28 protein-coding genes and 1 pseudogene are annotated in these 22,190 nt (G+C 35.8%); 10 read left to right on the top strand and 19 right to left on the bottom strand.

Going from position 1 to position 22,190, the window contains the following annotated elements; translation table 11 throughout:
* Nucleotides 1–75: 75 nt before the first annotated feature.
* Nucleotides 76–867: a rod shape-determining protein MreC gene (gene mreC, locus ACH6EI_RS05835; protein ID WP_051418593.1), complete on the bottom strand. Its 792-nt coding sequence runs from the start codon at nucleotides 865–867 to the stop codon at nucleotides 76–78.
* A gap of 510 nt (nucleotides 868–1,377) precedes the next feature.
* On the opposite strand from mreC, the gene ACH6EI_RS05830 reads away from it, so the two are divergent.
* Nucleotides 1,378–2,142 (top strand): COG4705 family protein, encoded by a 765-nt coding sequence (locus ACH6EI_RS05830; protein WP_223546208.1) that lies wholly within the window; start codon nucleotides 1,378–1,380, stop codon nucleotides 2,140–2,142.
* Nucleotides 2,143–2,255: 113 nt separating this feature from the next.
* Nucleotides 2,256–2,414 carry a hypothetical protein gene (locus ACH6EI_RS05825; protein WP_155017460.1) on the top strand — a complete coding sequence of 53 codons (159 nt, stop codon included), beginning with the start codon at nucleotides 2,256–2,258 and terminating at the stop codon, nucleotides 2,412–2,414.
* A gap of 852 nt (nucleotides 2,415–3,266) precedes the next feature.
* Here ACH6EI_RS05825 and ACH6EI_RS05820 read toward each other — a convergent pair.
* Entirely contained in the window at nucleotides 3,267–4,169 is a 903-nt protein-coding gene (locus ACH6EI_RS05820) for a LysR family transcriptional regulator (protein ID WP_098999668.1), read from the bottom strand.
* A gap of 178 nt (nucleotides 4,170–4,347) precedes the next feature.
* On the opposite strand from ACH6EI_RS05820, the gene ACH6EI_RS05815 reads away from it, so the two are divergent.
* The 3 genes from ACH6EI_RS05815 (at nucleotide 4,348) to ACH6EI_RS05805 (ending at nucleotide 6,947) form a co-directional block, all read left to right on the top strand.
* A complete protein-coding gene (locus ACH6EI_RS05815) occupies nucleotides 4,348–4,857 on the top strand; it encodes a cyclophilin-like fold protein (RefSeq protein ID WP_028414895.1) in 510 nt (169 codons plus the stop codon).
* 81 nt (nucleotides 4,858–4,938) lie between these two features.
* On the top strand, nucleotides 4,939–6,108 hold the full coding sequence (locus ACH6EI_RS05810) for an MFS transporter (RefSeq protein WP_098999667.1): 1,170 nt from the start codon (nucleotides 4,939–4,941) through the stop codon (nucleotides 6,106–6,108).
* A 131-nt stretch (nucleotides 6,109–6,239) separates the two neighbouring features.
* Nucleotides 6,240–6,947 carry an SDR family oxidoreductase gene (locus tag ACH6EI_RS05805; protein WP_098999666.1) on the top strand — a complete coding sequence of 236 codons (708 nt, stop codon included), beginning with the start codon at nucleotides 6,240–6,242 and terminating at the stop codon, nucleotides 6,945–6,947.
* A 112-nt stretch (nucleotides 6,948–7,059) separates the two neighbouring features.
* Here the strand turns inward: ACH6EI_RS05805 and ACH6EI_RS05800 are convergent, their stop codons facing one another.
* From ACH6EI_RS05800 to ACH6EI_RS05790, 3 genes are all read right to left on the bottom strand, one after another.
* A complete protein-coding gene (locus ACH6EI_RS05800) occupies nucleotides 7,060–7,470 on the bottom strand; it encodes a cupin domain-containing protein (RefSeq protein WP_098999665.1) in 411 nt (136 codons plus the stop codon).
* A gap of 57 nt (nucleotides 7,471–7,527) precedes the next feature.
* Complete coding sequence (locus ACH6EI_RS05795) at nucleotides 7,528–8,391, bottom strand: aldo/keto reductase (RefSeq protein ID WP_098999664.1); 864 nt, start codon at nucleotides 8,389–8,391, stop codon at nucleotides 7,528–7,530.
* Between the two features lie 117 nt (nucleotides 8,392–8,508).
* Entirely contained in the window at nucleotides 8,509–9,264 is a 756-nt protein-coding gene (locus tag ACH6EI_RS05790) for a carboxymuconolactone decarboxylase family protein (RefSeq protein WP_098999663.1), read from the bottom strand.
* A gap of 216 nt (nucleotides 9,265–9,480) precedes the next feature.
* Between ACH6EI_RS05790 and ACH6EI_RS05785 the strand changes: the two genes are divergently transcribed.
* On the top strand, nucleotides 9,481–10,029 hold the full coding sequence (locus ACH6EI_RS05785; RefSeq protein WP_028414900.1) for a TetR/AcrR family transcriptional regulator: 549 nt from the start codon (nucleotides 9,481–9,483) through the stop codon (nucleotides 10,027–10,029).
* A gap of 305 nt (nucleotides 10,030–10,334) precedes the next feature.
* On the opposite strand, the gene ACH6EI_RS05780 is transcribed toward ACH6EI_RS05785, so the two are convergent.
* From ACH6EI_RS05780 to ACH6EI_RS05735, 10 genes are all read right to left on the bottom strand, one after another.
* The gene (locus ACH6EI_RS05780) at nucleotides 10,335–10,892 is read right to left on the bottom strand and encodes a sugar O-acetyltransferase (protein ID WP_098112455.1); all 558 of its coding nucleotides are present in this window, start codon (nucleotides 10,890–10,892) and stop codon (nucleotides 10,335–10,337) included.
* Nucleotides 10,893–11,058: 166 nt separating this feature from the next.
* A complete protein-coding gene (locus tag ACH6EI_RS05775) occupies nucleotides 11,059–12,417 on the bottom strand; it encodes an SLC45 family MFS transporter (protein WP_028414902.1) in 1,359 nt (452 codons plus the stop codon).
* Nucleotides 12,418–13,795: 1,378 nt separating this feature from the next.
* Nucleotides 13,796–14,212 (bottom strand): helix-turn-helix domain-containing protein, encoded by a 417-nt coding sequence (locus ACH6EI_RS05770; RefSeq protein WP_098112454.1) that lies wholly within the window; start codon nucleotides 14,210–14,212, stop codon nucleotides 13,796–13,798.
* Nucleotides 14,213–14,403: 191 nt separating this feature from the next.
* Nucleotides 14,404–14,556 carry a YjcZ family sporulation protein gene (locus ACH6EI_RS05765; RefSeq protein ID WP_013058439.1) on the bottom strand — a complete coding sequence of 51 codons (153 nt, stop codon included), beginning with the start codon at nucleotides 14,554–14,556 and terminating at the stop codon, nucleotides 14,404–14,406.
* Between the two features lie 283 nt (nucleotides 14,557–14,839).
* Nucleotides 14,840–14,947: a YjcZ family sporulation protein gene (locus ACH6EI_RS05760; protein WP_081213975.1), complete on the bottom strand. Its 108-nt coding sequence runs from the start codon at nucleotides 14,945–14,947 to the stop codon at nucleotides 14,840–14,842.
* 201 nt (nucleotides 14,948–15,148) lie between these two features.
* Complete coding sequence (locus tag ACH6EI_RS05755) at nucleotides 15,149–15,487, bottom strand: CotD family spore coat protein (RefSeq protein ID WP_098999661.1); 339 nt, start codon at nucleotides 15,485–15,487, stop codon at nucleotides 15,149–15,151.
* A 183-nt stretch (nucleotides 15,488–15,670) separates the two neighbouring features.
* Nucleotides 15,671–15,859 (bottom strand): hypothetical protein, encoded by a 189-nt coding sequence (locus ACH6EI_RS05750; protein WP_028414904.1) that lies wholly within the window; start codon nucleotides 15,857–15,859, stop codon nucleotides 15,671–15,673.
* Between the two features lie 125 nt (nucleotides 15,860–15,984).
* Nucleotides 15,985–16,728, bottom strand: coding sequence for an HAD family hydrolase (locus ACH6EI_RS05745; protein ID WP_394530422.1), 744 nt, complete (start codon nucleotides 16,726–16,728; stop codon nucleotides 15,985–15,987).
* A gap of 223 nt (nucleotides 16,729–16,951) precedes the next feature.
* Nucleotides 16,952–17,134 (bottom strand): hypothetical protein, encoded by a 183-nt coding sequence (locus ACH6EI_RS05740; RefSeq protein WP_028414906.1) that lies wholly within the window; start codon nucleotides 17,132–17,134, stop codon nucleotides 16,952–16,954.
* A gap of 134 nt (nucleotides 17,135–17,268) precedes the next feature.
* Complete coding sequence (locus ACH6EI_RS05735; RefSeq protein ID WP_028414907.1) at nucleotides 17,269–17,475, bottom strand: hypothetical protein; 207 nt, start codon at nucleotides 17,473–17,475, stop codon at nucleotides 17,269–17,271.
* A gap of 513 nt (nucleotides 17,476–17,988) precedes the next feature.
* Between ACH6EI_RS05735 and ACH6EI_RS05730 the strand changes: the two genes are divergently transcribed.
* Together ACH6EI_RS05730 and ACH6EI_RS05725 are read left to right on the top strand one after the other, a co-directional pair.
* The gene (locus ACH6EI_RS05730; RefSeq protein WP_047750082.1) at nucleotides 17,989–18,198 is read left to right on the top strand and encodes an alpha/beta-type small acid-soluble spore protein; all 210 of its coding nucleotides are present in this window, start codon (nucleotides 17,989–17,991) and stop codon (nucleotides 18,196–18,198) included.
* Nucleotides 18,199–18,281: 83 nt separating this feature from the next.
* On the top strand, nucleotides 18,282–18,440 hold the full coding sequence (locus ACH6EI_RS05725) for a hypothetical protein (RefSeq protein WP_165636196.1): 159 nt from the start codon (nucleotides 18,282–18,284) through the stop codon (nucleotides 18,438–18,440).
* Between the two features lie 221 nt (nucleotides 18,441–18,661).
* Here the strand turns inward: ACH6EI_RS05725 and ACH6EI_RS05720 are convergent.
* Nucleotides 18,662–18,763, bottom strand: a pseudogene (locus tag ACH6EI_RS05720) (esterase); the annotation flags it as partial.
* Between the two features lie 265 nt (nucleotides 18,764–19,028).
* Here ACH6EI_RS05720 and ACH6EI_RS05715 point away from each other — a divergent pair.
* The gene (locus ACH6EI_RS05715) at nucleotides 19,029–19,817 is read left to right on the top strand and encodes a hypothetical protein (protein ID WP_028414909.1); all 789 of its coding nucleotides are present in this window, start codon (nucleotides 19,029–19,031) and stop codon (nucleotides 19,815–19,817) included.
* Nucleotides 19,818–19,821: 4 nt separating this feature from the next.
* Nucleotides 19,822–20,292 (top strand): hypothetical protein, encoded by a 471-nt coding sequence (locus ACH6EI_RS05710; RefSeq protein ID WP_028414910.1) that lies wholly within the window; start codon nucleotides 19,822–19,824, stop codon nucleotides 20,290–20,292.
* A 212-nt stretch (nucleotides 20,293–20,504) separates the two neighbouring features.
* Here ACH6EI_RS05710 and ACH6EI_RS05705 read toward each other — a convergent pair whose 3' ends face one another.
* From ACH6EI_RS05705 to ACH6EI_RS05695, 3 genes are all read right to left on the bottom strand, one after another.
* A complete protein-coding gene (locus tag ACH6EI_RS05705; protein ID WP_014458796.1) occupies nucleotides 20,505–21,023 on the bottom strand; it encodes a YfiT family bacillithiol transferase in 519 nt (172 codons plus the stop codon).
* Between the two features lie 121 nt (nucleotides 21,024–21,144).
* Entirely contained in the window at nucleotides 21,145–21,678 is a 534-nt protein-coding gene (locus ACH6EI_RS05700) for a hypothetical protein (RefSeq protein WP_051418594.1), read from the bottom strand.
* A gap of 196 nt (nucleotides 21,679–21,874) precedes the next feature.
* Nucleotides 21,875–22,156, bottom strand: coding sequence for a hypothetical protein (locus ACH6EI_RS05695; protein ID WP_025749994.1), 282 nt, complete (start codon nucleotides 22,154–22,156; stop codon nucleotides 21,875–21,877).
* Between the last annotated feature and the right edge of the window lie 34 nt (nucleotides 22,157–22,190).

Here is a 22,190-nt window from a genome sequence, read left to right as displayed (position 1 = left end):
ACAATAAGAAATTTTAAGTGCTGAACATAAAAACATAAGATAAAAGACTTCTATTAGAATGTGATATTAAATTCCCTACCCATTGTTCTTTGCTTTAATAACAATTACTTCACTAATATCATTAAAGTTGGATGAGGGTTTTACAACGGCCAATTGCGTTAATCCATATTCATCAGGCTTTACTTTGATGACTTTTCCTAAGGCTAACTTCCTTTGAAAGATTGAACTGATAGGAGAGGTTTGAACTTTATCTCCTACATTAACCTCAGCCTCACTAGGGATTTTTCTAATAATTAAATTACCTTTTTTATCATCGTAGCCTTCTAATGTTCCATTCACGCTTTTCCTATCCTTTAACATTACCGCCATACGATTTGTCCTAAGGTTTGAGCTAATTAGTTCTACGATAGAGGTTGACGAAAAAACTTTGGATACCTTCCCAACGACTCCATTTGTACCTAGCACATTCATATCTATTTTTAACCCCTGCTTCTTTCCTTTATCAATTGTTAATTCATTGTTCCAGTTGTTCGTTGAGCGGCCAATTACGGTAGCTGTTACAGGATTATAGGTTTTCACCTGATCTTCTGCTTTTAAAATTTTTTTTAAGACTTTATTTTCATATTCCAACTTATAAGCATTTGCTTCCTCCTGATTTTCAGTGGCTAGCTTATTCTTTAAGATAGAGTTTTCTTTGTAAGTGGAAAATAATTGACTCACTTGTTGAGGTTCACTCCAAGAAAGCTTGTCTAAAGAAAGTAAGCTACCTTTGTACAAGGTTCCAACAAAAATAAGTCCTCCTACAGTAAGAATCCCTCCTATCAAAATATATGTATGTCTTTTCTTCTTTCTTTGAAAACGTATCAAAATGGCACCTTCCTACCAATAGTCATGCTATTTATAATCTTACTAGCTGTTTCTTAAAAATTTCTTAAGTATCATCATCTTTGACCTCTTAACAACTGTTCAACGTTCTCCTTCTTTTAATGAATTGTACTTATTTTCTAGTTTCAAAAGCTGAAGGCATAACGTTATGTTTAAAAAACTTGGCTCACATAATTTAAATTTAATACTGTGTAATGAAATTTAAATGAAATTAAAATGAGAATTCGATAAAAAATAAATATTTTATTTTTATAAAAACATCATGGTGCAACAGAGTTGATAAAACATTTAATTAAAACATTAATAAAAAGTTTTTTATAAAAATCTCATTAAATTCTTATTTATTTTTCATTTTAATTTTAGAAAAAGACTGTACAGTTTGAATTGCAGCGATGAAGCTTTTAAAAAATTTCTTTAAGAAAAACGTTAGGCAAGTGTGCCGTTTATTTAAGAGAATAAACAGTTAGCACAAGAAGGAGAGAAAAATTAAAAATGCAAGCATCTTCGCCAATGAATAAAATTGCACAAATTACCCTTGTTTTTTGGATTATGAAGATTTCTGCTACGACACTGGGTGAAACCGCAGGTGACTTGTTAGCACAAACATTAGGAGTTGGATATGCAGTTAGTACGCTGATCTTTTTTAGCATATTTTTAATTACACTTGTAGCTCAACTAAGCTCTAAGAGGTATATTCCGGCCCTTTATTGGACTGTTATTCTGTCAACTAGCGTAGCTGGCACAACTATGTCTGATTTTATGGATCGTACACTGGCATTAGGTTACGCAAAAGGCTCGATGATATTAATCACTATATTGTTGTCGATATTTGCATACTGGTATTTTAGCGAGCGTTCATTAAATATCAACTATATTAGAAACCGCAAGGCTGAAATACTTTATTGGATTGCCATCCTTTTCTCAAACACATTAGGTACAGCTTTAGGAGATTTTTTGTCTGATACGTCTGGCCTTGGATATATAGGTGGAGCTATTTTAATTGGCAGCTTACTAGCATTCATTGTTATATGTACCTTCTATACAAAGATTTCTCGTGTGTTTTTATTTTGGGTAGCATTCGTTTTGACTCGCCCTTTCGGAGCAACATTTGGAGATCTTTTGACAAAGCCACATGAAAAAGGTGGTTTAGACTTAGGTACGGCAGGCTCTTCTCTAGTCCTAGCCTCCATTCTTATTGTCTTTATGATTCATACGACATTTAAACAAAATAAAGTAAGCTCAGAACAAGCGCTGTAGATTTCCTTTTTTATTTAATACATTACAAAACCCATAAAAAGAAAAAATCTAACGAAGTGACTAATTGCATGAACCACCTCTTTTTCGCACATACTCGTAAGGAGGTGGTGTTTATGGTTAATCAGTTAGAAGTTCTTACCCAGCGTGTTAATGATAAACAATACGATTACTGGCTTCATCATGATTTATTTAGTGCTCAATGGTGGCTAATTATCATTTTAAGTGCGCTTTTCTATTCGTTTTTTATCTCCTCATTGACCGACAACGAATAATATTTATTCTCTTAGTATTTTTCATTAGTTTTGTTTTAGTTGGTACTGTGGATGAACTCGGAAAGTTCTTTGGCGTATGGAGCTACCCTCATCAATTATTGGTCTTTACTCATCGTTTTAATTCCGTTGATTTTGCAGTTATCCCGGTTATACTTACATTAGTTTACCAATTCTTTAGCACATGGAAGATTTATTGGATTGCTTCTCTTATTGCTTCAGCTTTTATCGCTTTTATTGGAGTGCCTATATTTACTTTTTTCCATGTTCTATGGAGCATATTAATTACAGACACAAAAAAAGCTCACCTTAAAAGGTCAGCCTAAATAGGGGAGTTCTATAGAAAATGTTGTATTGCATTACTGATATTTATACTAGCATCTAATAGTGAAAAATTGGTGAAATGTTCGTCTCACTTATCTTTTTAAAAATTTCTTCTTTGCAAAATGAAGTCTACGTTTTAAGCTCTCACTATAAAAGCGTGAACTCGTGACAGGCTACGCTTTTATACATCTATATTCCATTAAGATCTATGAAAGTTAACCGGTCTCTAATCAGCGCTTACTCGTTCAAGCCTGCTATTTTTAGGTACGTCTCTTTTATCTTCAATCGCTCTCTGTAAAGGAAGCTAAAAGAACTGTAAAATATATGGACGAAAAAGCTAATCATTATCTTGATATTATTAACGGTTTATCGCCAGATGACACTAACCCTGGCGAATGGGAGTTAATACATCATAATAAAACATCCTAAGGCTCTTAACATCACCTCCATACCCGCAGTAAAAAGACTTATCTACCATACCGTATAGATAAGTCTTTTTAATCCATTTGTTTGAACTAGACCGATGCGCTGTCAGTTTAGAGTTTGTGAAAATTCCCCCTGCAGTTCTTTTAAAAACGCATCAGCTGCAGCTGAAAGAACATGATGCTTTTTCCACACAATATTTAAACCTGATTCAAGTCTTGGCTGTAACGGCCTGAAACAAAGGTTGCTATTAGTAGACGTATTGACTATTTTATCAAGTGTTATGGCATATCCAACGCCTTCTTCAACCATAATGGCCGCATTATATGCAAGATTGTATGTAGTGACGATGTTTAATTTATGAAAATCTTCGCCAAACCAATCCGCAAATTCATTTTTTGAAAACGTCTGTTTCATGGCCTGTCGTGAACAAATCAGTGGAACGTTTAATAAATCTGCAGCTTGAATGCTTTCTTTGAGGGCAAGAGGGCTGTCTTTTCTCATCACAACGCCCCAAACATCTTTGGCAGGGATATTAAGATAATTGTATTTTGAAATATCAGCCGGTTGAATTAAAATGCCAAAGTCAAGCAGCCCCTTGTCAAGCCGTTCCGTTATATCTTCTTCGTTTCCGCTGTAGAGGTGATATCGTATATTGGGATAACGTACCTGCACATCTTTTGCGACTCGTGCAATATGTTTCATTGCTTCTGTCTCCCCGCCCCCTATATAAATATCACCACCTATTGTTTCTTCCATGGAACTAAACTCCGCCTCCAATTTATCGACCATATTAACAATTTCCTCTGCCCTGTTTCGCAGAAGCATTCCTTCATCTGTCAAAATGATACTGTGACTGCTGCGAATAAATAATTTTTTGCCCAACTCTTGTTCAAGATCTTTTAATTGTCTAGACAGTGTTGGCTGAGTCACATGCAAAACATCAGCGGCCTTCGTGATGTTTCCTTCTCTTGCAACCGTAAGAAAATACCGCAAAACTCGAATTTCTATATCCCTCTCCTCCTTTCATAAGCTTTAGTATATACACTCCAGAAATGCTTATCAAACATATCATGATATAAGATATAAGTATTTTTTATATTTGGAAGAAGCCGTTAGAATAAACAACACAGAAGTTTATATCACACCATCAACATCTTTAATAATTCAATGTGGAAAGGAGCTTAAGATGAAAAAGCTGTTGTGCCTAGCTTCTATCTTAGTAACAAGCGTTGTCCTTGCCGCTTGTGGCAACAATAATTCATCTGCAACCGACCATAATGCCAGTAAGCATTTAAACCGAGTACCAGAACAAACAGAAGAAGTTAGTATTTCAAATACAAGAATAAAGTTAACGTTCAACAACAAAGAAGTGTTTGTTAGGATGTACGATAATCCAGCAAGTAAGGATTTTCTAGCTCAACTGCCTTTAACCGTAACGTTTGAAGATTATATAGGTAAAGAGAAAGTTAGTATTTTACAAAAAAGATTATCTATAGATGATGTACAAGCCGGAGACCTATCCAAAAAAGGAGACTTTGCTTATTACGCTCCTTGGGGAAATGTAGCTATTTTTTACAAAGATTTTGAGGATGCTACAAACGACCTTATCATACTAGGTCAAATTGAATCAGGAAAGGAAAATTTTGAAAATGTTGATGGTGATTTTACAGGTAGAATTGAAAAAGTGACTAAGTAAAAACATGACAATACACCTTTAAACAACCCGCTTTACAGCAACTAGAACACAACATTTTTCAGAAAGAAGGATCTTTATTTTATGTCTAAACAAACTAAGCTACTTATATTTGTCTTAACTTTAGGAGCTTTCGGTATTATCAATACCGAAATGGGCGTTATAGGGATATTATCCTACATTGCGGATCACTTTCATATCAGTGTATCAAAGGCAGGATGGCTGGTGAGTCTCTTTGCGCTTACTGTGTCAATATCCGGTCCAACGATGCCGTTATTATTTTCGGGAGTCAATCGCAAGAAGGCAATGCTGCTTGTACTTGGTATTTTCATTTTCGGTAACATTATCTCTATCTTTACTTCTAATTTTGCTATTGCCATCATTGCGCGTGTGATTCCAGCTATTTTTCATCCAATTTATTTTTCAGCAGCTTTTACAATGGCAGCGAACTCAGTTAGCAAGGAAGAGGCTCCAAAAGCTGTTTCCAAAGTCTTTATTGGCGTATCTGCAGGTATGGTACTTGGTGTGCCGATCGCAAGTTTTCTTGCAAGTACAGTCTCGTTTCAACTATCAATGACGTTTTTTGCTGTTATTAACGCGATAGTATTTATTGCTACGTGGGCATTCTTCCCTTCAATGCCTGTTAAAGAAAGACTTTCATACGGAGCACAGCTCAGCGTATTAAAAAAACCCGTTACTTGGCTTTCGATCATTGCTGTCCTTTTACTCAATTCAGCAGTATTTGGGGTATATAGCTATCTTGCTGAGTATCTTAAAAGCGTTACGAACCTTTCTGGACAATTAATTAGTTTCATGCTGGTGCTGTACGGTGTGGCAAATATTATCGGAAACATTATCGCAGGGAAATTACTTACGAAAAATGCCATTAAAACTGTAGTCGTTTTTCCTTTCGCATTGGGAGTCGTTTACATCATTTTATTCTTTATCGGACAGTTTACTTGGCCGATGGCTATCATGACTTTAGTTTGGGGAATATTTGCTGGTATAGGAACGAATATTAACCAATACTGGATTTCATCAGCAGCTCCAGAAGCTCCTGATTTCGCGAATGGATTATTTTTAGCATCCGTTAACTTAGGAACAACCATTGGTACAGCCGTAGGTGGACTATTTATATCAGGAATGGGTATACAATACGTTGTACTAGTAGGCATCTTGTCATTAGTATTAAGCGCACTATTTATTTTACCAAGAAGTTATATGAAACGTCCTGTAAGTCAACTTTCAAAATAAGACATCAACGCAACTTTCTTTCGGGATCCCTAGTAGGATCCCTTTGTTTTCTTTTATTACATCTATGAAAAGCTGAAATCTGTTCTAATCAATGCTTACAGCATTCATATATAAAAAATGGAGGACTTGAAATGGAAAAACATACTAAAGTTGCACTCGTCACCGGAGGAAATCGCGGTATTGGCTATGAACTAGTGAGACAATTGGCGATGAAAGGTTTTAAGGTCATTTTGACGAGCCGAAATTCAGAAACCGGACATAAAGCCGTGCAAAAACTGAAAGACTCTCATCTTGATGTTTCATTTTTGACAATGGATATAAACAATCAAACAAGTATCGGTCAAGCTGCGGCTAAAGTAAGTGAGCAATATGGAAGATTAGATGTGTTAATTAATAACGCGGGCATATATTTAGATAAAAATCAAAAATTAGTGAACTTGGACCCTTCTGTTCTAGAAAAAACGCTAGAAACGAATTTCTTCGGTGCCTACCACGTAATCCGTTCCTTTATGCCTCTTATGGAACAGCAAGCCTACGGAAGAATTATTAATGTTTCCTCCGAATATGGAGCAATGAGTGAAATGTCTTCTTCAGGAGTGGGCGCTTATAAGTTATCCAAGCTTATTCTAAATGGCTTAACGCAATTAATAGCTGTGGAAAGCACCAAAGATATCAAAATTAACGCGGTCGATCCAGGATGGGTAAGCTCAGATATGGGTGGACCATCAGCTCCAAGAACGCCGCAGCAAGCTGCTCGTTCTATTCTTTGGTTAGCAACGATTGGACCCGAAGGACCTTCCGGATTCTTTTTTAAAGACGGAAAACAAATCGATTGGTGAACTTTTATAGCGTTAAGGCTATTTCCTATGACATCTTGAATTTATAATAAAAACCCTACGAATTATTAGTAATAATCCGTAGGGTTTTTGCTTCTAAGATACATACGATCTATTATTTTATGCTATTATATTCCTCATCCGTTACTGGTTCTAACCACTCCGGCGTACCGGCAGTGATGGCAATGTGTTCAAACCAGCTGTCTTTTGCAGCACCATGCCAATGTTTGACACCATCATGCGTCACAATAACATCTCCAGCTTTTAAGAATTGTGCAGGTTTTTCTTCTTCTTGGTACCAACCTTCGCCCCCTGTTACTAATAGAAGCTGAAATCCATCACGATGAATATGCCAGTTATTGCGGCATCCAGGTTCAAAGGTTACATTTCCAACTCCAACGTTCACTTTAGGATCTGCGATTAAGGTTTGGAGATAACTTTGTCCAACAAAAAATTGTGCATACGCTTCATTCTTTTCACCTACTGGAAAAATAACGCCATTTTTTACTTCTTCATGTTTTGCCATTTTGATTCCTCCAATACTATCATTCATTGCTATAAAAAGTCCTCATTCGTTAGCCGTTTATTTTAATTTCCCGCCAAATACCGGGAAGTAGCTATGCTCACCATAATCTTGAATAGGTTCTACATTTTTCAAAGTCTCCATATCTGCATCGCTGATCACAAAGTCAAGCTTTGCATTGATTCTCATATGATCTGGGTTTGCCGTCTTAGGAATGACTGCAAGACCAAGCTGAATATCATAGCGCAGGCAAAGCTGAGCAACAGACACTCCGTATTTATCAGCTATTACCTTCACTTCTTTATTATCAAGAACCGCACCGTGCGCAATTGGTGAATATGCTTCTACCAAGATACCATTCTTCTGGCAGAACTCAATTAACTCCAAAGGCGTATTGCTCACATGTGCCAATATTTGATTGACCATAGGCTTGATTTCACAGCTAGAAAGAATATTCTCTATATCATCCTGAAGGAAGTTAGAAAGGCCGATTGCCTTTACCTTCCCTGCCTTATAAGCATCCTCCATTGCTTTCCATGCCTCTTTGTTTTCTTCGAAGTAACGTTTCTCTTCTCTAAACTCCGTCCAAGGCTGTGGACTGTGGGTAATTAGAAGATCAATGTAATCCAGCCCCAACTTTGTTAAAGACTCATCAATGGAATTCGTAACTTCCTCATAAGTTTTTGCTTCTGCTGCAACCTTTGTTGTAATAAAAAGTTCTTCTCTTGCAACACCGCATGAACGGATTCCTTCGCCTATACCAGCTTCATTCATATAAGCTTGTGCCGTATCAATATGACGATACTCGCTAGATACCGCATCACGCACTGCCTGCGCTGCCTGTTCATCATCAAGCAGCCAAGTACCCAGGCCTAATAGCGGAATTTCTACACCGTTTGATAATTTATACGTTTCGTTAAACATGTTTTTTATCTCCTTTGAATTGTTTATTTTTTGTAGTAGCTTGTCTTATATGCTTTGGTTTCCCATTTCTTATCAGGAAGTTCTTCACATAAAACAGAAATTTTTCACTCTCTTCTCTTAGTTTTCAGGGCTAATTTCATTAATACAAGCTAATGCATTTAGTGTTCTTGGAAACCCCATATATGGAAGACAGTGAGTAATTGCATCAATCAATCGTCCCTTGTCATTTCCAACATTCAGGTTACCTTGTACATGTGCCTTCACTTGACCTTCAGCACCGCCTAACGCACTTACAATACAGAGAGTTAATAGCTCTCTTGTTTTCAAATCAAGTCCGCTGCGGGTGTAGAAATCTCCGAAGCAAAAAGCAGAAAGATATTCCTGTATATGCGTTTGATTCAATGGAGCATTCTTCTGCATTTTTTTAATAACATCTCCGAAAATCTCTACTTGAGTAGCCAGCCCTTTTTGCAAACGATTCTGTTCATCTATCGCCTTTTGGCTTTCAAGCGGTAACGCGATATGGTTTGCTTTAAAAACCTCATTCACTTCATTGACGGCATTTAACGTTTTTGGAAAGCCAATATATGGCGCACACTGATAAACAGCCTCTTTAATTTCTACAGGCGTTAGCCCAACATTCAGCGCTGCGCTAACATGTGCTTTTAACTGAGATAACGTCTGGTTAGTAACCAGAACGACCAGTGTAATTAGTTCACGTTGCTTATCGTCTAGGTCACCTTGATAAAAAACTTCTCCAAAAATGAAATGGCTCAGAATGTCTTGAAAATCCGGATCGGTAACATGTGTAGCCGGAACACCATCGCCAAACAGCTGTTTATATTTTTCTGCACTCTTATCAATACGGTTCATACACATCCCTCCTCTTGAATTTCATTTTTTTATACTTTTAAAACTCTCTATCTTTCTGTTGAAAAAATAATCAATATTGATTGATTAATCAACATCTGTCTATAATTATAAAAGCAAATAAAATCCTTTCAATCGTTAATTGAAGGCGATTCGTTGATTACTCAACAAATGAAGAGGTATTGTTGAATATCTTTTAAAAAAAGTGAGGTTTTTAAAATGGCGAAAGTGGATAGAAGAATACTAAAGAGCCAAGAGGCTATAAAAAACGCAGTGACTGAATTAATGACCCAAAAACGATTTGATGACATTACCATTCAGGATATTGCTGACAAAGCAAACGTTAACCGAGGCACGATTTATCTTCACTATATGGATAAATATGATTTATTAGATAAGATGATTGAAGAACATATGAACAACCTCGAAGAACTATGTCATTCGGCTGCTGATATGACGTTCCAAGAAGGAAATTATGTTTGGTTTGAATATTTTGAGCGTCACCATCTCTTCTTTTCAACCATGTTAGAAAGTAAAGGCGCTCATTATTTCCGCAGCCGTTTTCTCGAGTTAGTCATCCAAGAGTATGGTCCTGAAGTTGATACAACTGAAGGAGAAAACAAAGGGTTGCGTAAAGAGGTTGTTATTCAGTTCTTTGCCTCGGCCGTTGTAGGGACAGTAGAATGGTGGTTTAAAAACGGGATGCACGTTCCAACCGATGTAATAGCCGAGCAAACCGGCATATTGTTAGATCGGAATTTGGAATAATTTCATCCGTTTTACACGTACACATAAATGAAAATTCCCCCAAAGTGTAAAAGTGGCAGAAACTTTCTTATTAGAAGATTATGTTAATAAGCTGAGTTAGAGATGATATGACTTGCAGTCAGATAAAGAGATCATCTCAACATAAAAGAACAGCACTAAACCTGCTGAGTATCCATAGGTTTAGTGCTGCTCGAACATTTTGTTTTTTTAAAAACAGATATTGATTTTTACAGAAAGATTCATTTCTATCGGGAATAACTCTTTATTTTTTAGTTAATTTATAAACAATGTTTAGCTAGTAAAAATTAATCCAACTTTTTTATAATTTTTGCGGGGTTCCCTCCCACTACTACATGATCTGGAACATCTTTTATCACAACAGCTCCGGAAGCGATTACAGCATTATGTCCAATTGTAACGCCTGGATTGATGACAGCTCGTCCCCCAATCCATACATTATCTCCAATCGTGACGGGCTTGGTATATTCAACTTCTGTAATTCGCTGTTCTGCATTCACAGGATGAGTATTCGTATAAATATGTACGCCCGGTGCCATCATGCAGTTCTTACCTATTGTAATTCGTCCCCCATCTAAAAGTGTGCAGTCAAAGTTCGCATAAAAATTTTCTCCTACGTGGATATTGTATCCGTAGTCGCATCGAAAGTTAGATTCAAGGTAAATGCGTTCTCCTGTTGAACCAAATAGTTCCTTTAGTAACTCGGTACGCTTTTCATAATTCGTCTCATCTGTACCGTTAAACGAACGAACAAGCCTTCTTGCATCTTCCCGGTCCTTTACTAATTCTTGGTCTGCTGGAAAATACAGCTCGCCATCCACCATTTTTTCTTTTTCAGTTTTCATTGATTCATTCTCCATTCTTGTTATCAAATTTCCCACTAGATTGAATTCGTTTACATTTTATCATGATAGTCAATACAAAAATAAGATGTTTATAGATTCCGGTCAATAGCTCGAACACAAAAAAACTAAGAAACCACGCTGCTTTTGTACCATGGACAGCTACTAATTACTTTGTATATGTTTCCTTAATAATCGAAACAGACGCTGCTCCCGTAGCAAGTAAAATACCTGAGATTAAAATCATGCCCGGCATAGAAGATCCGATTATTGGGAACAAAGCAAAACTCAAGCAAGAAGCTATAATTTGCGGCAAACAAATACTTCCATTAAATAACCCTAGATATGTTCCCATATTCTTTCCTGACAGGGCGTTGGTAAGCATCGTGAACGGAAACGTCATCATAGCAGCCCAAGCGATGCCAATTAAAATAAATGAAGCAATCAGCATCCATTGATTGTGAATAAAAAAGACAGATCCAAAACCAATACCGCCTAGCAGTAAACTAAAAGCATACGCTGGCTTACGTTTGTTGTTGGCTACGCGTGACAAAACTAGTGACCAAATGACTGCGGCAATCGACTGTACAGCTGATAAAATGCCGAACCAGTTGCCAGCTGCTTGATAGCCGGAGCTAGACGGCTGATTCGTATACCAAACGTTTTCAGCGACTGCACCTGTACCGTATGTCCATAAATATTGAAAGCCCATCCAGCAGAAAAATTGAACAAGTGTGACCGTCCAAAAAACCTTTGGAGCGTTGCGAAGCAGTTTAAAAACGTTTACATTTTCTTTTGTAGCTTCATCTGGAATACCATGGTATGCTGCAAATTCTGCAGGTGAATATTCTTTTACTTTAAGTATTGTAAATAAACTACAAATAATTAACACAACGGCTCCAACATAAAATGAAATAACAACTGATTGTGGTACTACTCCTTTTGGTGCACTATTTGATACGCCTAATACCGTTAAAACAAAAGGGAAAATACAGGCTAGCACAGCACCGCTGTTTGATAGAAAACTTTGAATAGAATAGGCAAAACCTTTTTGCTCTTCATTGACCATGTCTCCAACCATCATCTTAAATGGCTGCATGGCTACATTTGATGATACGTCCATAAACAAAATAGTGATGGCGCCAAAAGTCATAGCAGCCACCGCACTAAAACCAAAACTGCCGGCGTTTGGCAGCAAACACATAACAATTACGGCTACAATTGCGCCAATCAGTAGATAGGGTATACGACGGCCAAGCCTTGGCATCCAGGTACGATCTGAAAAATAACCAACTAAGGGCTGAACCACTAAACCGGCCAACGGCGGTAAAATAAAGAAAAAGCCTAATGTAGTTGGATCAGCACCGATTGTTTGAAATATACGTCCCATATTTGAACTCTGTAATGAGAATGCCATTTGTACACCTAAAAATCCAAAACTAATTAACCATATGGTACTGATCGGTAGATAAGGTAAGTTTGGCTGAACGCTTTTTTCACTGGTTTCAACGATTCTTTCTTCTAACATAACTGCCTCCTATGATTCAATTAACAGCCGCAAAAGATAGATGTTCTGATGTAAAGTGCTACAACATGTGTTGTGAACGTTTTCAAAACAACGATGAATACTGTAAATGCTAGTGTCTTTGGCTGGCTGTTTTCTATTTTGCTAGATTACCTCAGGAATACGGCATAACTAATAGTCCTGTCTAAAAATGCTGTTTGAGTATGTAAGAATTTTCACTATCTGCTCATCCGTAAGCTGCTGACTATCGCTTATACCTTCTTGAAAGTTTCATAAAATCTAATTATTAAAAACATTAGAATACTTTTATTTGAACATTATATACTAAACTAATAATTTAATGCAATCGTTTGCACAAATTATTTTTTAAATATTTAAAGACCTTCGAATCTCGTGACACTTTGCTTACATACTCATTATCATCGCTTTAATATTTCTAAGTAAAAGGAGGCTTTACTCTTGAAATCTTATAAAAAACCCAAAGAATATACGTATTCCTTGGGTTTGAGTTCCTTTAATTCACTTAATTTCCTTCTGGAGCAATCCATAATAGAACAGAGATTATCTGTAATATAACTTTAACTGAAGGTTTTTGTAACCATAAGGATTATAAAGAAGATAACCGCGAAGAAAAATCCTTGACTGACAGGTCTAATAGTCTTTTTATCTAAGGATTTTCGGGTAAATAGCTTGAAGAACAATGGAAACAGAATGCCTCCAATGATTGCTGTAATTAGTGCTTTAACTAACATCCAATACTCCTTTCTAAAAACTGTTAATATCCGTATATAGCTGGTTCAGTAGAGAAAACAACATCGCTCCATTTCCCGGGCAAATATTTTGGTAACCAATAGGAATGTTTAAGAATTGATCCCTTTAGCTATAACACTATTTTCTTATGTAAAAGGTTTTACAATTAAAAGCATAATAAACATGATAATCGCAAACAAAGCTCCCTGAAGGACAAAGTTTATTGGCCTATGAGTAGCTTCATTTGCTTTTAGAAAATACTTTGACCATCTTGTATGCATCATTATTTTTGCACATAAGCTAAATAAAACACCCGCACTGATTGAAGCAACTGCTGTTTTTAAGATATAAATTCACTCCTTTCTAAAACAATTGAAGGATACCCATAACTTAACATAAAAACCTAAATCCTACAAAAAATCATAGAATTGAAAACGTATGGTAATCGCCCGTAAACCATTCGTTTACAGACGAAACTGTGAATTAGGCTAAGAAATTTTGTGGAAAACCGTTCATTTCCTTACTACTAACATTTTTAATAAACCCTCTAAAAGAAAATAATAACCAATGTTAATGTTTTTATGACTACAAGTACAAAAACAGGCTTTAAGGTTCCTTAAAGCCTGTCCACTTACCTTTCTTCCTTAAAATCTTTTTTTATATTCCAAAACGTTTTCATTAAATCCTCATAAAAAAACATCGTTAGAAAACCTAGTATGGTAACCCCCGCTGAAAATTTACCTAAATCTAAAAATAATCCTACGAATACAAGAATGATTCCAACCACAAAACCAGGATCTGAAAAATCCTCACTTTTTTTTCGATCAATTGCTATTTTGCTTTGAAATGATTGATCTCCCTTAATTAATTCATCCAGCGTCACATTATAAACCTCACTTAACTTAATAAGGTTCTCAATATCCGGATACCCTTTATTATTTTCCCACTTATAGACGGCTTGTCTAGATACATTCATTTCCCCAGCTAAGTCTTCCCTGGACATCTTTTTTTCTTCCCTTAACTTCTGCAGCTGTTCCCCTAAATTCACTCTCATCACCTCTAAGGCTTAGCTTACAATAAATATGTAAAAAATTCCATAAACGCTTAGTAACAAGCTGTAAACCATTGGTTAACGCGGCAAATATAAAGCGTAATCACTTGACATGTACAAATTCAACACAGAAAAAAAGCTAGCATAAAGCTAACTTTTTTAAGTTAGAGATAAAGGCAGGCTAATAATTAGCAACCGCCAAATCCTCCCCAACAAGCACAGCCAATAATGATTAATAAGATAAACAGCACGATAATTAAAGCAAAACCACTGCCACCGCCGTAACCGCAGCCGCCGCCATAACCATAGCCACAACCTCCGCCATAACCGCCAAAGAACATAAACTTCACCTCCTTCTTCTTCATACATTTAGCATATGATAAAAAACGAAATGTGCTCCACGAAGTGGATAAACTACGTTTTATATCACTATAAAAAAACAATAACCTTTTAGTTTCTTTTACATACAATGAAGCATCCTCAGATCCCATATACGAGTTTTACGCCCTCTGCAATAGAGTGTTTGAATTCCGCCCAATCAGTTCTATTGCGTATAAAAGCACTCCCTCACAACCTCGAATAAAAAAGTCTTTCTCAAATTAGAGAAAGACTTTTTTATTGTTATTAACAGCCAAATCCGCGGCCGTAACAGCTGCATCCAATAATGACAAGAAGAATAAACAGAACAACTAATAAAGCAAAACCAGAACCAGCTCCACCATAACTAGACATACAAACACTTCCTTTCGTGATATTTAACTAAAGGAAAAAACTTTAAACTTACATGGGTTAAGGTATTATATGTAGACATAGCTCATATCGATTGGATTTTGGTCTAAAATGGGCTATTTTGTTTAACGATAGCTAAATAACATCCTAAGTTTCACATAGTAAAAACCCTTCATTGTTAAAATGAAGGAGCTTTTTTGGCTATCAGCACCAAAGACGAGGTCTAGGAGGACAGCTTGGAGCACAAAAATGTTGGTGCGTTTCCTGACATACAACGGATTCTGTATGCGGGAATGAGTGCATATATTTATAATTTTTTTGATAAACATTTGTAGTATGACTCGGATGCACCACTGGCACAAACACATCTTGACCAGTAAAAGATGTATTTTGTTTAACTGGGTCATACTGAGCAGGCATGGTTTGAGGAGGCAATTGACCACAAGGTTTAGCTTGAGGATAACCACAGTTACCTTGCTGAGGATACATAGCGCCGTGATAACCACCGTAATTAGAGTGCTGATAAGGATAGTTGTTTCTCATATTAAAAATCTTCTCCTTTCTGTTAGTAGACTCCTATTACTGTATGTGAAACAACCATAGAATGTTTGGACAAATACCTAAAAAAGACCCTAAATAGTTAGGGTCTTTTTTACTAAGAGAAAAAATGTGTATCCTTAGTAACATAGCTATGATACTAAGAAATAAAAGGTTTTTTAATGCCCATTATTCCTCAAGATTAACATCCATCGCTCCGTTATCAATATTATTTAAAATGGTTTTGTTTTTATCGTCTAATTCATTACGTAAAAGTGAATTACGCGTCGCTTCGTATAAATCGTAGCTTCTTTCATCAACTGGAGAATTATGATCTTCACATATCATTTTTTCTGATTCTTTGGATTGACCTCCCATATCAGTCACCTCCTCTGTATAGTATGTGAGTTGATTAGAAAAAACATAATAACTTTATCTGCCCACTGTTGAGTAAGGTTTAATCAACGGTTAGCTGTTTCTGTATATTGTGTTTACATATGACCTTAGGTGGACACAACCATTTCTTGAGCGTGCTTTTGGATGATTTCTGGAACTTCCAGCAGTGAATGAACGGTTATTAATTTACCTTTTGGCGCAATATCAATTTCAACTTGGTTATAGCTCCACTCCAGTTCAGAAGGTACGTGAATCGCATGTATTCCAACCTCTACTGCCGGTCTTATATCGGTTTTTAATGAATTGCCAATCATCCAAGTTTTTTTTGGATTGTACTTAATTTGGTTTAGTATTTCTTTTAATGCAGGTGTATCTTTTTGTTCAGAAATAAATACCCTTTTTTCAAAGTATTTAGCTAGCTCTAGCTGAACAATTTTTCTACCTTGGTTTTCCTCGTCTCCACCTGTGTGTAAGTAGAGATTATGTCCTTGTTCTTTAAGCTTATCTAATACTTCATACATATTTGGCAGAGGCTCTATCGGTACTTCAAATACACTTTGGCCAATTTTTTTGACTCTTTCGACTCTATCTTCATGAATATCTTGATGATTTTGTTCACTAAAAAATAAATAAGTAGCTACTAATGATTCTGGAAAACGGGAAGAGTGAAGGCCATACTTTTCGATACTTTTTAAATCTATCTCTAACTGCTTTTGTTTTATTTCTTCCTTAGTCAGCTTCTCAAACCATTCCTGCAATTGAGCCACAAAAGCATTTATTGTGTCTCTAAAATATTTATTACAGTGAACAAGCGTATCGTCTAAATTAAAAAGTAAGGTTTGCTTCTGCATTTCGTGAAATCCTTTCTACAATGGATGTACAGACAGTATATATAAAAAAACACTAACCGCTTTTATTACCTATCCACACCTAAAACCAAGGTGAATTTTTCAATACCTTAGGCACGAGCAATTGATTACTATACTGAAATGAGAATATTTAGTGGAAAGATCCTTCTAACATATAAAATAGAAGGATCTTTTTTATAAAATAAAACGCTGCAGAATATTCCTGCTAATAAATATAACGTTCAAAATGTTCTCTATTCATATTTGTTTTGAACGTAGAGGTACTCAGTCCTGAACGATTTATTAGCGGTTGGCTGCCTTCGTTTTCTTTAGGTATATTCATTTCAAGACCTTGTATAGTGAAAGGATCATACATATACGTTGTTCGTTCAGTTTCCGTATGCGACATTAACTTCACCTCTATTAATAGCCCTCATTTTTTTAAATCATGTTAACTCGTTTACAGCAGATCCTCTAATAAAAATAGCTACGTTTCATAGGTCTTTTCGCTAAAAAAAGATCCGCCGTTTTCTACTTTTTTTATTACGTTGTAATTTCTTGTGGCTCTTCGCCTTCAAGGTCAGTAAAGAAATTTTCTAAGGATTCCCTTGGGTCAAGAGCACGTCCGTCTTCTTCGACAATACGGTTAAGCGTAGGGTCATTATTGCTATCTTTATTTTTATAGTTGTTATAATCAACTCTTTCTGCAATTCCTGAATTATCAACGTCTTTAAAGTCTTTCTTTGGCATAAAAACACCTCCTAGCCCTATTGTTTGAAAATTTGAAGATAAAATAAGTGGAAGGTTAAGTTATATTTTTATTTCCCCAGAATTAATTAGATACTTGTTGCTAAGAGATATGTACAACATGCTTAATTGTTTTACGAAATGGGGAAACTAAAACGTCATAACTGAATTTACAGAGGAAGAATAACTAAACACACTTCTTAAAATAGCTATAAAAAGCAATCATTTTTATTAATCCAAAGACTAATTCTTTAAAGAGTTAGTCCTTTGTCATTCAATTAGTATACTCATGAACATGAAAAAAGAATGACAAATGAACTGTCATTCTTTCTCCTACACATGGCAAGCGTATAGTTTTCTTCACAAGGAAATGAAACATGTAATTCCATTTTTCACAGCGTAACTTGTTTCTACTCTTTAGTATCATTAAATGATAAGGTCTAAACATCCACAAATTACCATGTATATACTTCTTGGCCTCTAGGAAACTTAAGGAAAACAAGGAGGTGACACAACATGGCAAACAACAAAAGCAGCAACAACAACGAATTATTAGTATACGGTGCTGAACAAGCAATCGATCAAATGAAATATGAAATCGCTAGCGAATTTGGTGTAAACCTTGGTGCTGATACAACTGCACGTGCAAACGGATCAGTAGGCGGCGAAATCACAAAACGTCTTGTGCAATTAGCTCAGCAACAACTTGGCGGCGGACGCTTCTAAGACAACTTTATAACTGATGGCTGAAGGAAGAATGGATCTCCATTCTTCCTTTTTGTACGAATAAAAAAAGAAGGAGAGATTATATGCAGCAAAATCAACCGGCTAAAGAAAATGCGGGCTTTACTGAAAAATCAGCAGCTTCTGCAACAAATGCTCAAAAAGTAAAACAAGAAATCCAAAGAGACATAAATGAAGGGCAAGGTGCAATGACTTCTCGAGAAGCAGGCGCAATGCGCGATTAAAAAAACACTTTAAGCAGTTTTTAATCACGGACTCTTTGTATAAGAACCTATAAAAGTACCTCAATTAACCGAGGTACTTTTAGCAGTCTACTCTATTTCGACGGGGGAGATACTGTGACTTCGGGTGTGTTTCATCAGGTCCATACTGGTGAAACACAAAGGCAAACGGTCTAATCCCCAATATATAAAAGGCGAGCCTGCCTTGTCCACCTGAAAAATAATTAGTTTGTATTTTGTCCCTCGCCATTCAGCCCTTCTTTTATGTACGCGTTAACCTGACTATTTGAAAGCAACCCAATATGTCCAATGCCATAAAGTTGAATATATTTCTATATCTTGAACAAACGAATCAAGACGCCGTGAAGCATCTAACCATCTCTTTATTAACATGATACCAATTGTTAGAAACAACATGTAAAAAAGCTCTCTATCGAAAAATAAAGAGCTTTTTCTTATCAACGAGTTCTCCATTTTGACAAAGATTAAGTGTATATCAATGGATATTGCATAAAATAAGTAAACAAGACCATATTAAATATGAATGATAGGTATAAAAGTGTATTTTCTTCCAATCATAGGAGATCGTATATGAATAATTATAAAAATGACAATACTGCAAGACGCTATATTGCTCATGTCAGTATATTTGGAACGACTCAAATTCATTTAAGAAACCCCTATATTGTTGCTTGGTGGTCAGCAGCTTTTCCTGGGTTTGGACACTTGCTACTGTCTAAATACCTTCGCGGCTTTGTGTTATTTATATGGGAGGTCGTCATAAACCTTAAATCTCATGTAAATTTAGCAATGATTTATTCTTTTCAAGGAAACATTGATATGGCCAAAGACGTGCTTAATACAAGATGGCTTCTTATTTATATTCCCGTTTATATTTTTGCTATATGGGATAGTTACCGAACAACCGTTGATTTAAATAAAATATATGTGTTAGCTGAAAGAGAAAATCATCGGTTCAACTCCTTTAGTATAGGAGCCATGGAAATAAACTATTTAGATAAACGGAATCCCATCTTGTCCGTTGCCTGGTCCTTTTTGATGCCAGGTCTAGGACAACTTTATATTCATCGGATCATTGGTGCTTTCTTTGTTATCATTTGGGCAGTCATTTTCTTTTATTATTCCCATCTACTTGAAGGGATTTCTCTGCTATTTTTAGGAGAAATAAAACAGGCTACTTCCGCTTTAAATAAAGAATGGCTGTTATTTTTCCCTTCCCTATATGGTTTTGCTACTTTTGATTCCTACATGAATACTGTTGAGAACAATAAACTTGTGGAAAGAGAGCAAAAAAACTTCTTCGAGAAAACGTATCAACATCCAAGCTTTTGTATTGTGAAAGGAAAAAAGGTGGAGTGAAAACATGCAGATCTTTTCTACATTTGAATACTCCAGTTACATAGAGTTAGCTGTTTCGGAGCTAGAGAGAAAAGGGATAAAGAAAAGGGATATATTTATTGTTCCTCTTAATAATCGAACAGAAAATCGCCGGATTTTTGATAGCCTTCATCGAGCAGATGGAGTTTCTCTTATTGATTTAGGAATGGCTTTAGCCACAGCCTTTTCCGTCATTGGTGCAAGCATTGGCTTTAAACTAAGCTGGGGCCCTATTTATTGGGGAATTATTAGTGCTTTTATCGGATTTAGCTTAGGATTGGGAATTAAACTATTTATATTTAAAGTAATCAGGAAAAATCAACGACTTCTGCGTGGCAAACATTCAGAAGTCATACTCATTGTGGATTGTCGTACGGTGGATGCCGAAATGGTTGAACAAACTTTGTGGAAAAACCTTGCCTTAGGTGTTTCAAAAGTTAGATCTGATGGCTTATAAAAATAAGTCACCATCGTACAATACAATAGCGAGATGCAGGATGAATGAATCACTATTCAGGATTAGAGATAACTTCCTTAACGGTTTGAGGGATTGAGGGAGTTTTCCTGTTTTTAAGCTGTATACTCTTCAATTAGCATAATTTCATTTATTAGAACCAAAAAAGCTCTTAAAAAGAGCTTTTTTGGTTCTAACATATGTTAAATGCCATTCTACCATCCTCTTTGATTTCTTAATGTGGTAATATGAGCAATATGATGCTTTCCATGCCAAGCGTAAGTGGCTATTAATTGCTCAATCGTCACTTCCCCATTTTCAGGATGGTGGATCATTTTCTTCAAATCTTTTTCATCAAGTGAGTTTAAAACTTTATGAAGACGCTTATGTAAAGCTGAAAAAAGTTGAAGAGAAACTTCTATCGGTAAATCATTATCAGGCAGAGTGGACCAAGCTACTTCATCATAGGCCTTAATAGTAGGTGCTTGCTCTGTTAAGCCTAATTTAAAACGAGTATAAGCATTCATATGTGAGTCAGCTAAATGATGGACAACTTGACTTAATTTCCAACCGCCTTCTCGATAAGGCGTAGCTAACTGCTCGTTTGTCAGCCCTTCTACAGCATAAGCTAATTGCTTTGGTGCATCTCCAATGTCATGAATCCAACCTTGAATATCTTCTTTCTGAATATTTTCCTTCACGGTAAATTTTCCAATAGGATATTGATTAAACATACTTCTTCCTCCCTTTCTAATTTTGTTAATATCTAGTATAGCACTCTATATGAAAATAAACTTGAATATTCAGAATAAACAACAGACGGATAAAGTGTTAAAAATAAATAAAAAAAGATCTTCAGCTATTGGAAGATCCTTTTTGGATAGTTGCTTTAAGCACTTGTAATCTTGACTGAGAATCATTGGTTTGCCTAATTACTTTTTCCACAATGTACTGATATCCATATAAAACAACGGCTAAAACCGTAGTCATCCCCCAGTACATGCTTGGCGACATCTTTTTCATTTTAAAGATGCCCACTTTTTTCAAAGCACCGCCAAAAGGGAAAATATTAAACCAGTCTAACACCGTATTGGCAAGTATGTATTTTAGAAAAGAGCCGTACGTTAGCTTAAATATCCAAAGCGTTCCTATTAAGTGCGGACCTAAAATATAAGTAAAATCTATAGGTGCTTTAGGAAATAAAGGATTGTTGTTTCTAAACCATTTTTTCTGATTAGCAATGACGGTAAACACAATGATGAATAAGTTAGCGAAAGTAGCTACAGGCAAAAAGCGGACAAATGATTTTGTTCCTATAAAAGGCGCAGTTAACCATGGAAAGATTAGCACGCTTAAAGAAATGATCAATTTTCTTTTATACTTACGCATGAATTGTCTCCTCAAACTGTATTTTCGTAAATATTATTACCTAAAATTGAAAGTTTATGTAATATACCACAACGATTCCAGACAAAGATAACCTAGCTAACGATGACATACGTTTATTTCTAGTGACGATGGCATTAAAATCCAATCCTCAAAAAAAGAAGCATCTAGTCTTTAAAGACTAAATGCTTCTCCTCCTTTACACCTTATAGATTTCATTAGACGACAGCCAGTCAACGAATTGATGATACGGATAATATGTAGTCCCTTTCAGCTCTATTTTTGGAGCTCCAGGATATTTAGTTAACAGTTCTTCAATTTCACCCTTACTCAAATGAAAGTGATAGTGTAGATCTTTTTCTTTAATCAAATAAGGATATTTTGATTTCCTTTGAGGTTTACTAAAATTTTTTAAACCATCGCCTATAAAATAACCAAGGGCAGCTAATCCTAACGCTAACCAAAAAAAGTTCATTTCCAAAACAGGATACCCCCCAAACATTTCTAATAAATAC

The organism is Priestia sp. JSM ZJ58 (assembly GCF_044383985.1).
Taxonomy (GTDB): domain Bacteria; phylum Bacillota; class Bacilli; order Bacillales; family Bacillaceae_H; genus Priestia; species Priestia zanthoxyli.
This window is presented reverse-complemented; position numbering and strand designations above follow the sequence as displayed.

Bases quoted from the DNA above. Each gene is read 5' to 3' on its own strand.
- ACH6EI_RS05745 (WP_394530422.1), bottom strand. From the start codon at position 16,728: ATGCAGAAGCAAACCTTACTTTTTAATTTAGACGATACGCTTGTTCAC.
- ACH6EI_RS05785 (WP_028414900.1), top strand. From the start codon at position 9,481: ATGGCGAAAGTGGATAGAAGAATACTAAAGAGCCAAGAGGCTATAAAA.
- ACH6EI_RS05740 (WP_028414906.1), bottom strand. From the start codon at position 17,134: ATGTCGCATACGGAAACTGAACGAACAACGTATATGTATGATCCTTTC.
- ACH6EI_RS05765 (WP_013058439.1), bottom strand. From the start codon at position 14,556: ATGTTCTTTGGCGGTTATGGCGGAGGTTGTGGCTATGGTTATGGCGGC.
- ACH6EI_RS05735 (WP_028414907.1), bottom strand. From the start codon at position 17,475: ATGCCAAAGAAAGACTTTAAAGACGTTGATAATTCAGGAATTGCAGAA.
- ACH6EI_RS05705 (WP_014458796.1), bottom strand. From the start codon at position 21,023: ATGTTTAATCAATATCCTATTGGAAAATTTACCGTGAAGGAAAATATT.
- ACH6EI_RS05815 (WP_028414895.1), top strand. From the start codon at position 4,348: ATGAAAAAGCTGTTGTGCCTAGCTTCTATCTTAGTAACAAGCGTTGTC.
- ACH6EI_RS05760 (WP_081213975.1), bottom strand. From the start codon at position 14,947: ATGTCTAGTTATGGTGGAGCTGGTTCTGGTTTTGCTTTATTAGTTGTT.
- ACH6EI_RS05825 (WP_155017460.1), top strand. From the start codon at position 2,256: ATGGTTAATCAGTTAGAAGTTCTTACCCAGCGTGTTAATGATAAACAA.
- ACH6EI_RS05730 (WP_047750082.1), top strand. From the start codon at position 17,989: ATGGCAAACAACAAAAGCAGCAACAACAACGAATTATTAGTATACGGT.
- ACH6EI_RS05710 (WP_028414910.1), top strand. From the start codon at position 19,822: ATGCAGATCTTTTCTACATTTGAATACTCCAGTTACATAGAGTTAGCT.
- ACH6EI_RS05795 (WP_098999664.1), bottom strand. From the start codon at position 8,391: ATGTTTAACGAAACGTATAAATTATCAAACGGTGTAGAAATTCCGCTA.
- ACH6EI_RS05800 (WP_098999665.1), bottom strand. From the start codon at position 7,470: ATGGCAAAACATGAAGAAGTAAAAAATGGCGTTATTTTTCCAGTAGGT.
- ACH6EI_RS05725 (WP_165636196.1), top strand. From the start codon at position 18,282: ATGCAGCAAAATCAACCGGCTAAAGAAAATGCGGGCTTTACTGAAAAA.
- ACH6EI_RS05810 (WP_098999667.1), top strand. From the start codon at position 4,939: ATGTCTAAACAAACTAAGCTACTTATATTTGTCTTAACTTTAGGAGCT.
- ACH6EI_RS05775 (WP_028414902.1), bottom strand. From the start codon at position 12,417: ATGTTAGAAGAAAGAATCGTTGAAACCAGTGAAAAAAGCGTTCAGCCA.
- ACH6EI_RS05715 (WP_028414909.1), top strand. From the start codon at position 19,029: ATGAATAATTATAAAAATGACAATACTGCAAGACGCTATATTGCTCAT.
- ACH6EI_RS05750 (WP_028414904.1), bottom strand. From the start codon at position 15,859: ATGGGAGGTCAATCCAAAGAATCAGAAAAAATGATATGTGAAGATCAT.
- ACH6EI_RS05830 (WP_223546208.1), top strand. From the start codon at position 1,378: ATGCAAGCATCTTCGCCAATGAATAAAATTGCACAAATTACCCTTGTT.
- ACH6EI_RS05805 (WP_098999666.1), top strand. From the start codon at position 6,240: ATGGAAAAACATACTAAAGTTGCACTCGTCACCGGAGGAAATCGCGGT.
- ACH6EI_RS05700 (WP_051418594.1), bottom strand. From the start codon at position 21,678: ATGCGTAAGTATAAAAGAAAATTGATCATTTCTTTAAGCGTGCTAATC.
- ACH6EI_RS05755 (WP_098999661.1), bottom strand. From the start codon at position 15,487: ATGAGAAACAACTATCCTTATCAGCACTCTAATTACGGTGGTTATCAC.
- ACH6EI_RS05790 (WP_098999663.1), bottom strand. From the start codon at position 9,264: ATGAACCGTATTGATAAGAGTGCAGAAAAATATAAACAGCTGTTTGGC.
- ACH6EI_RS05780 (WP_098112455.1), bottom strand. From the start codon at position 10,892: ATGAAAACTGAAAAAGAAAAAATGGTGGATGGCGAGCTGTATTTTCCA.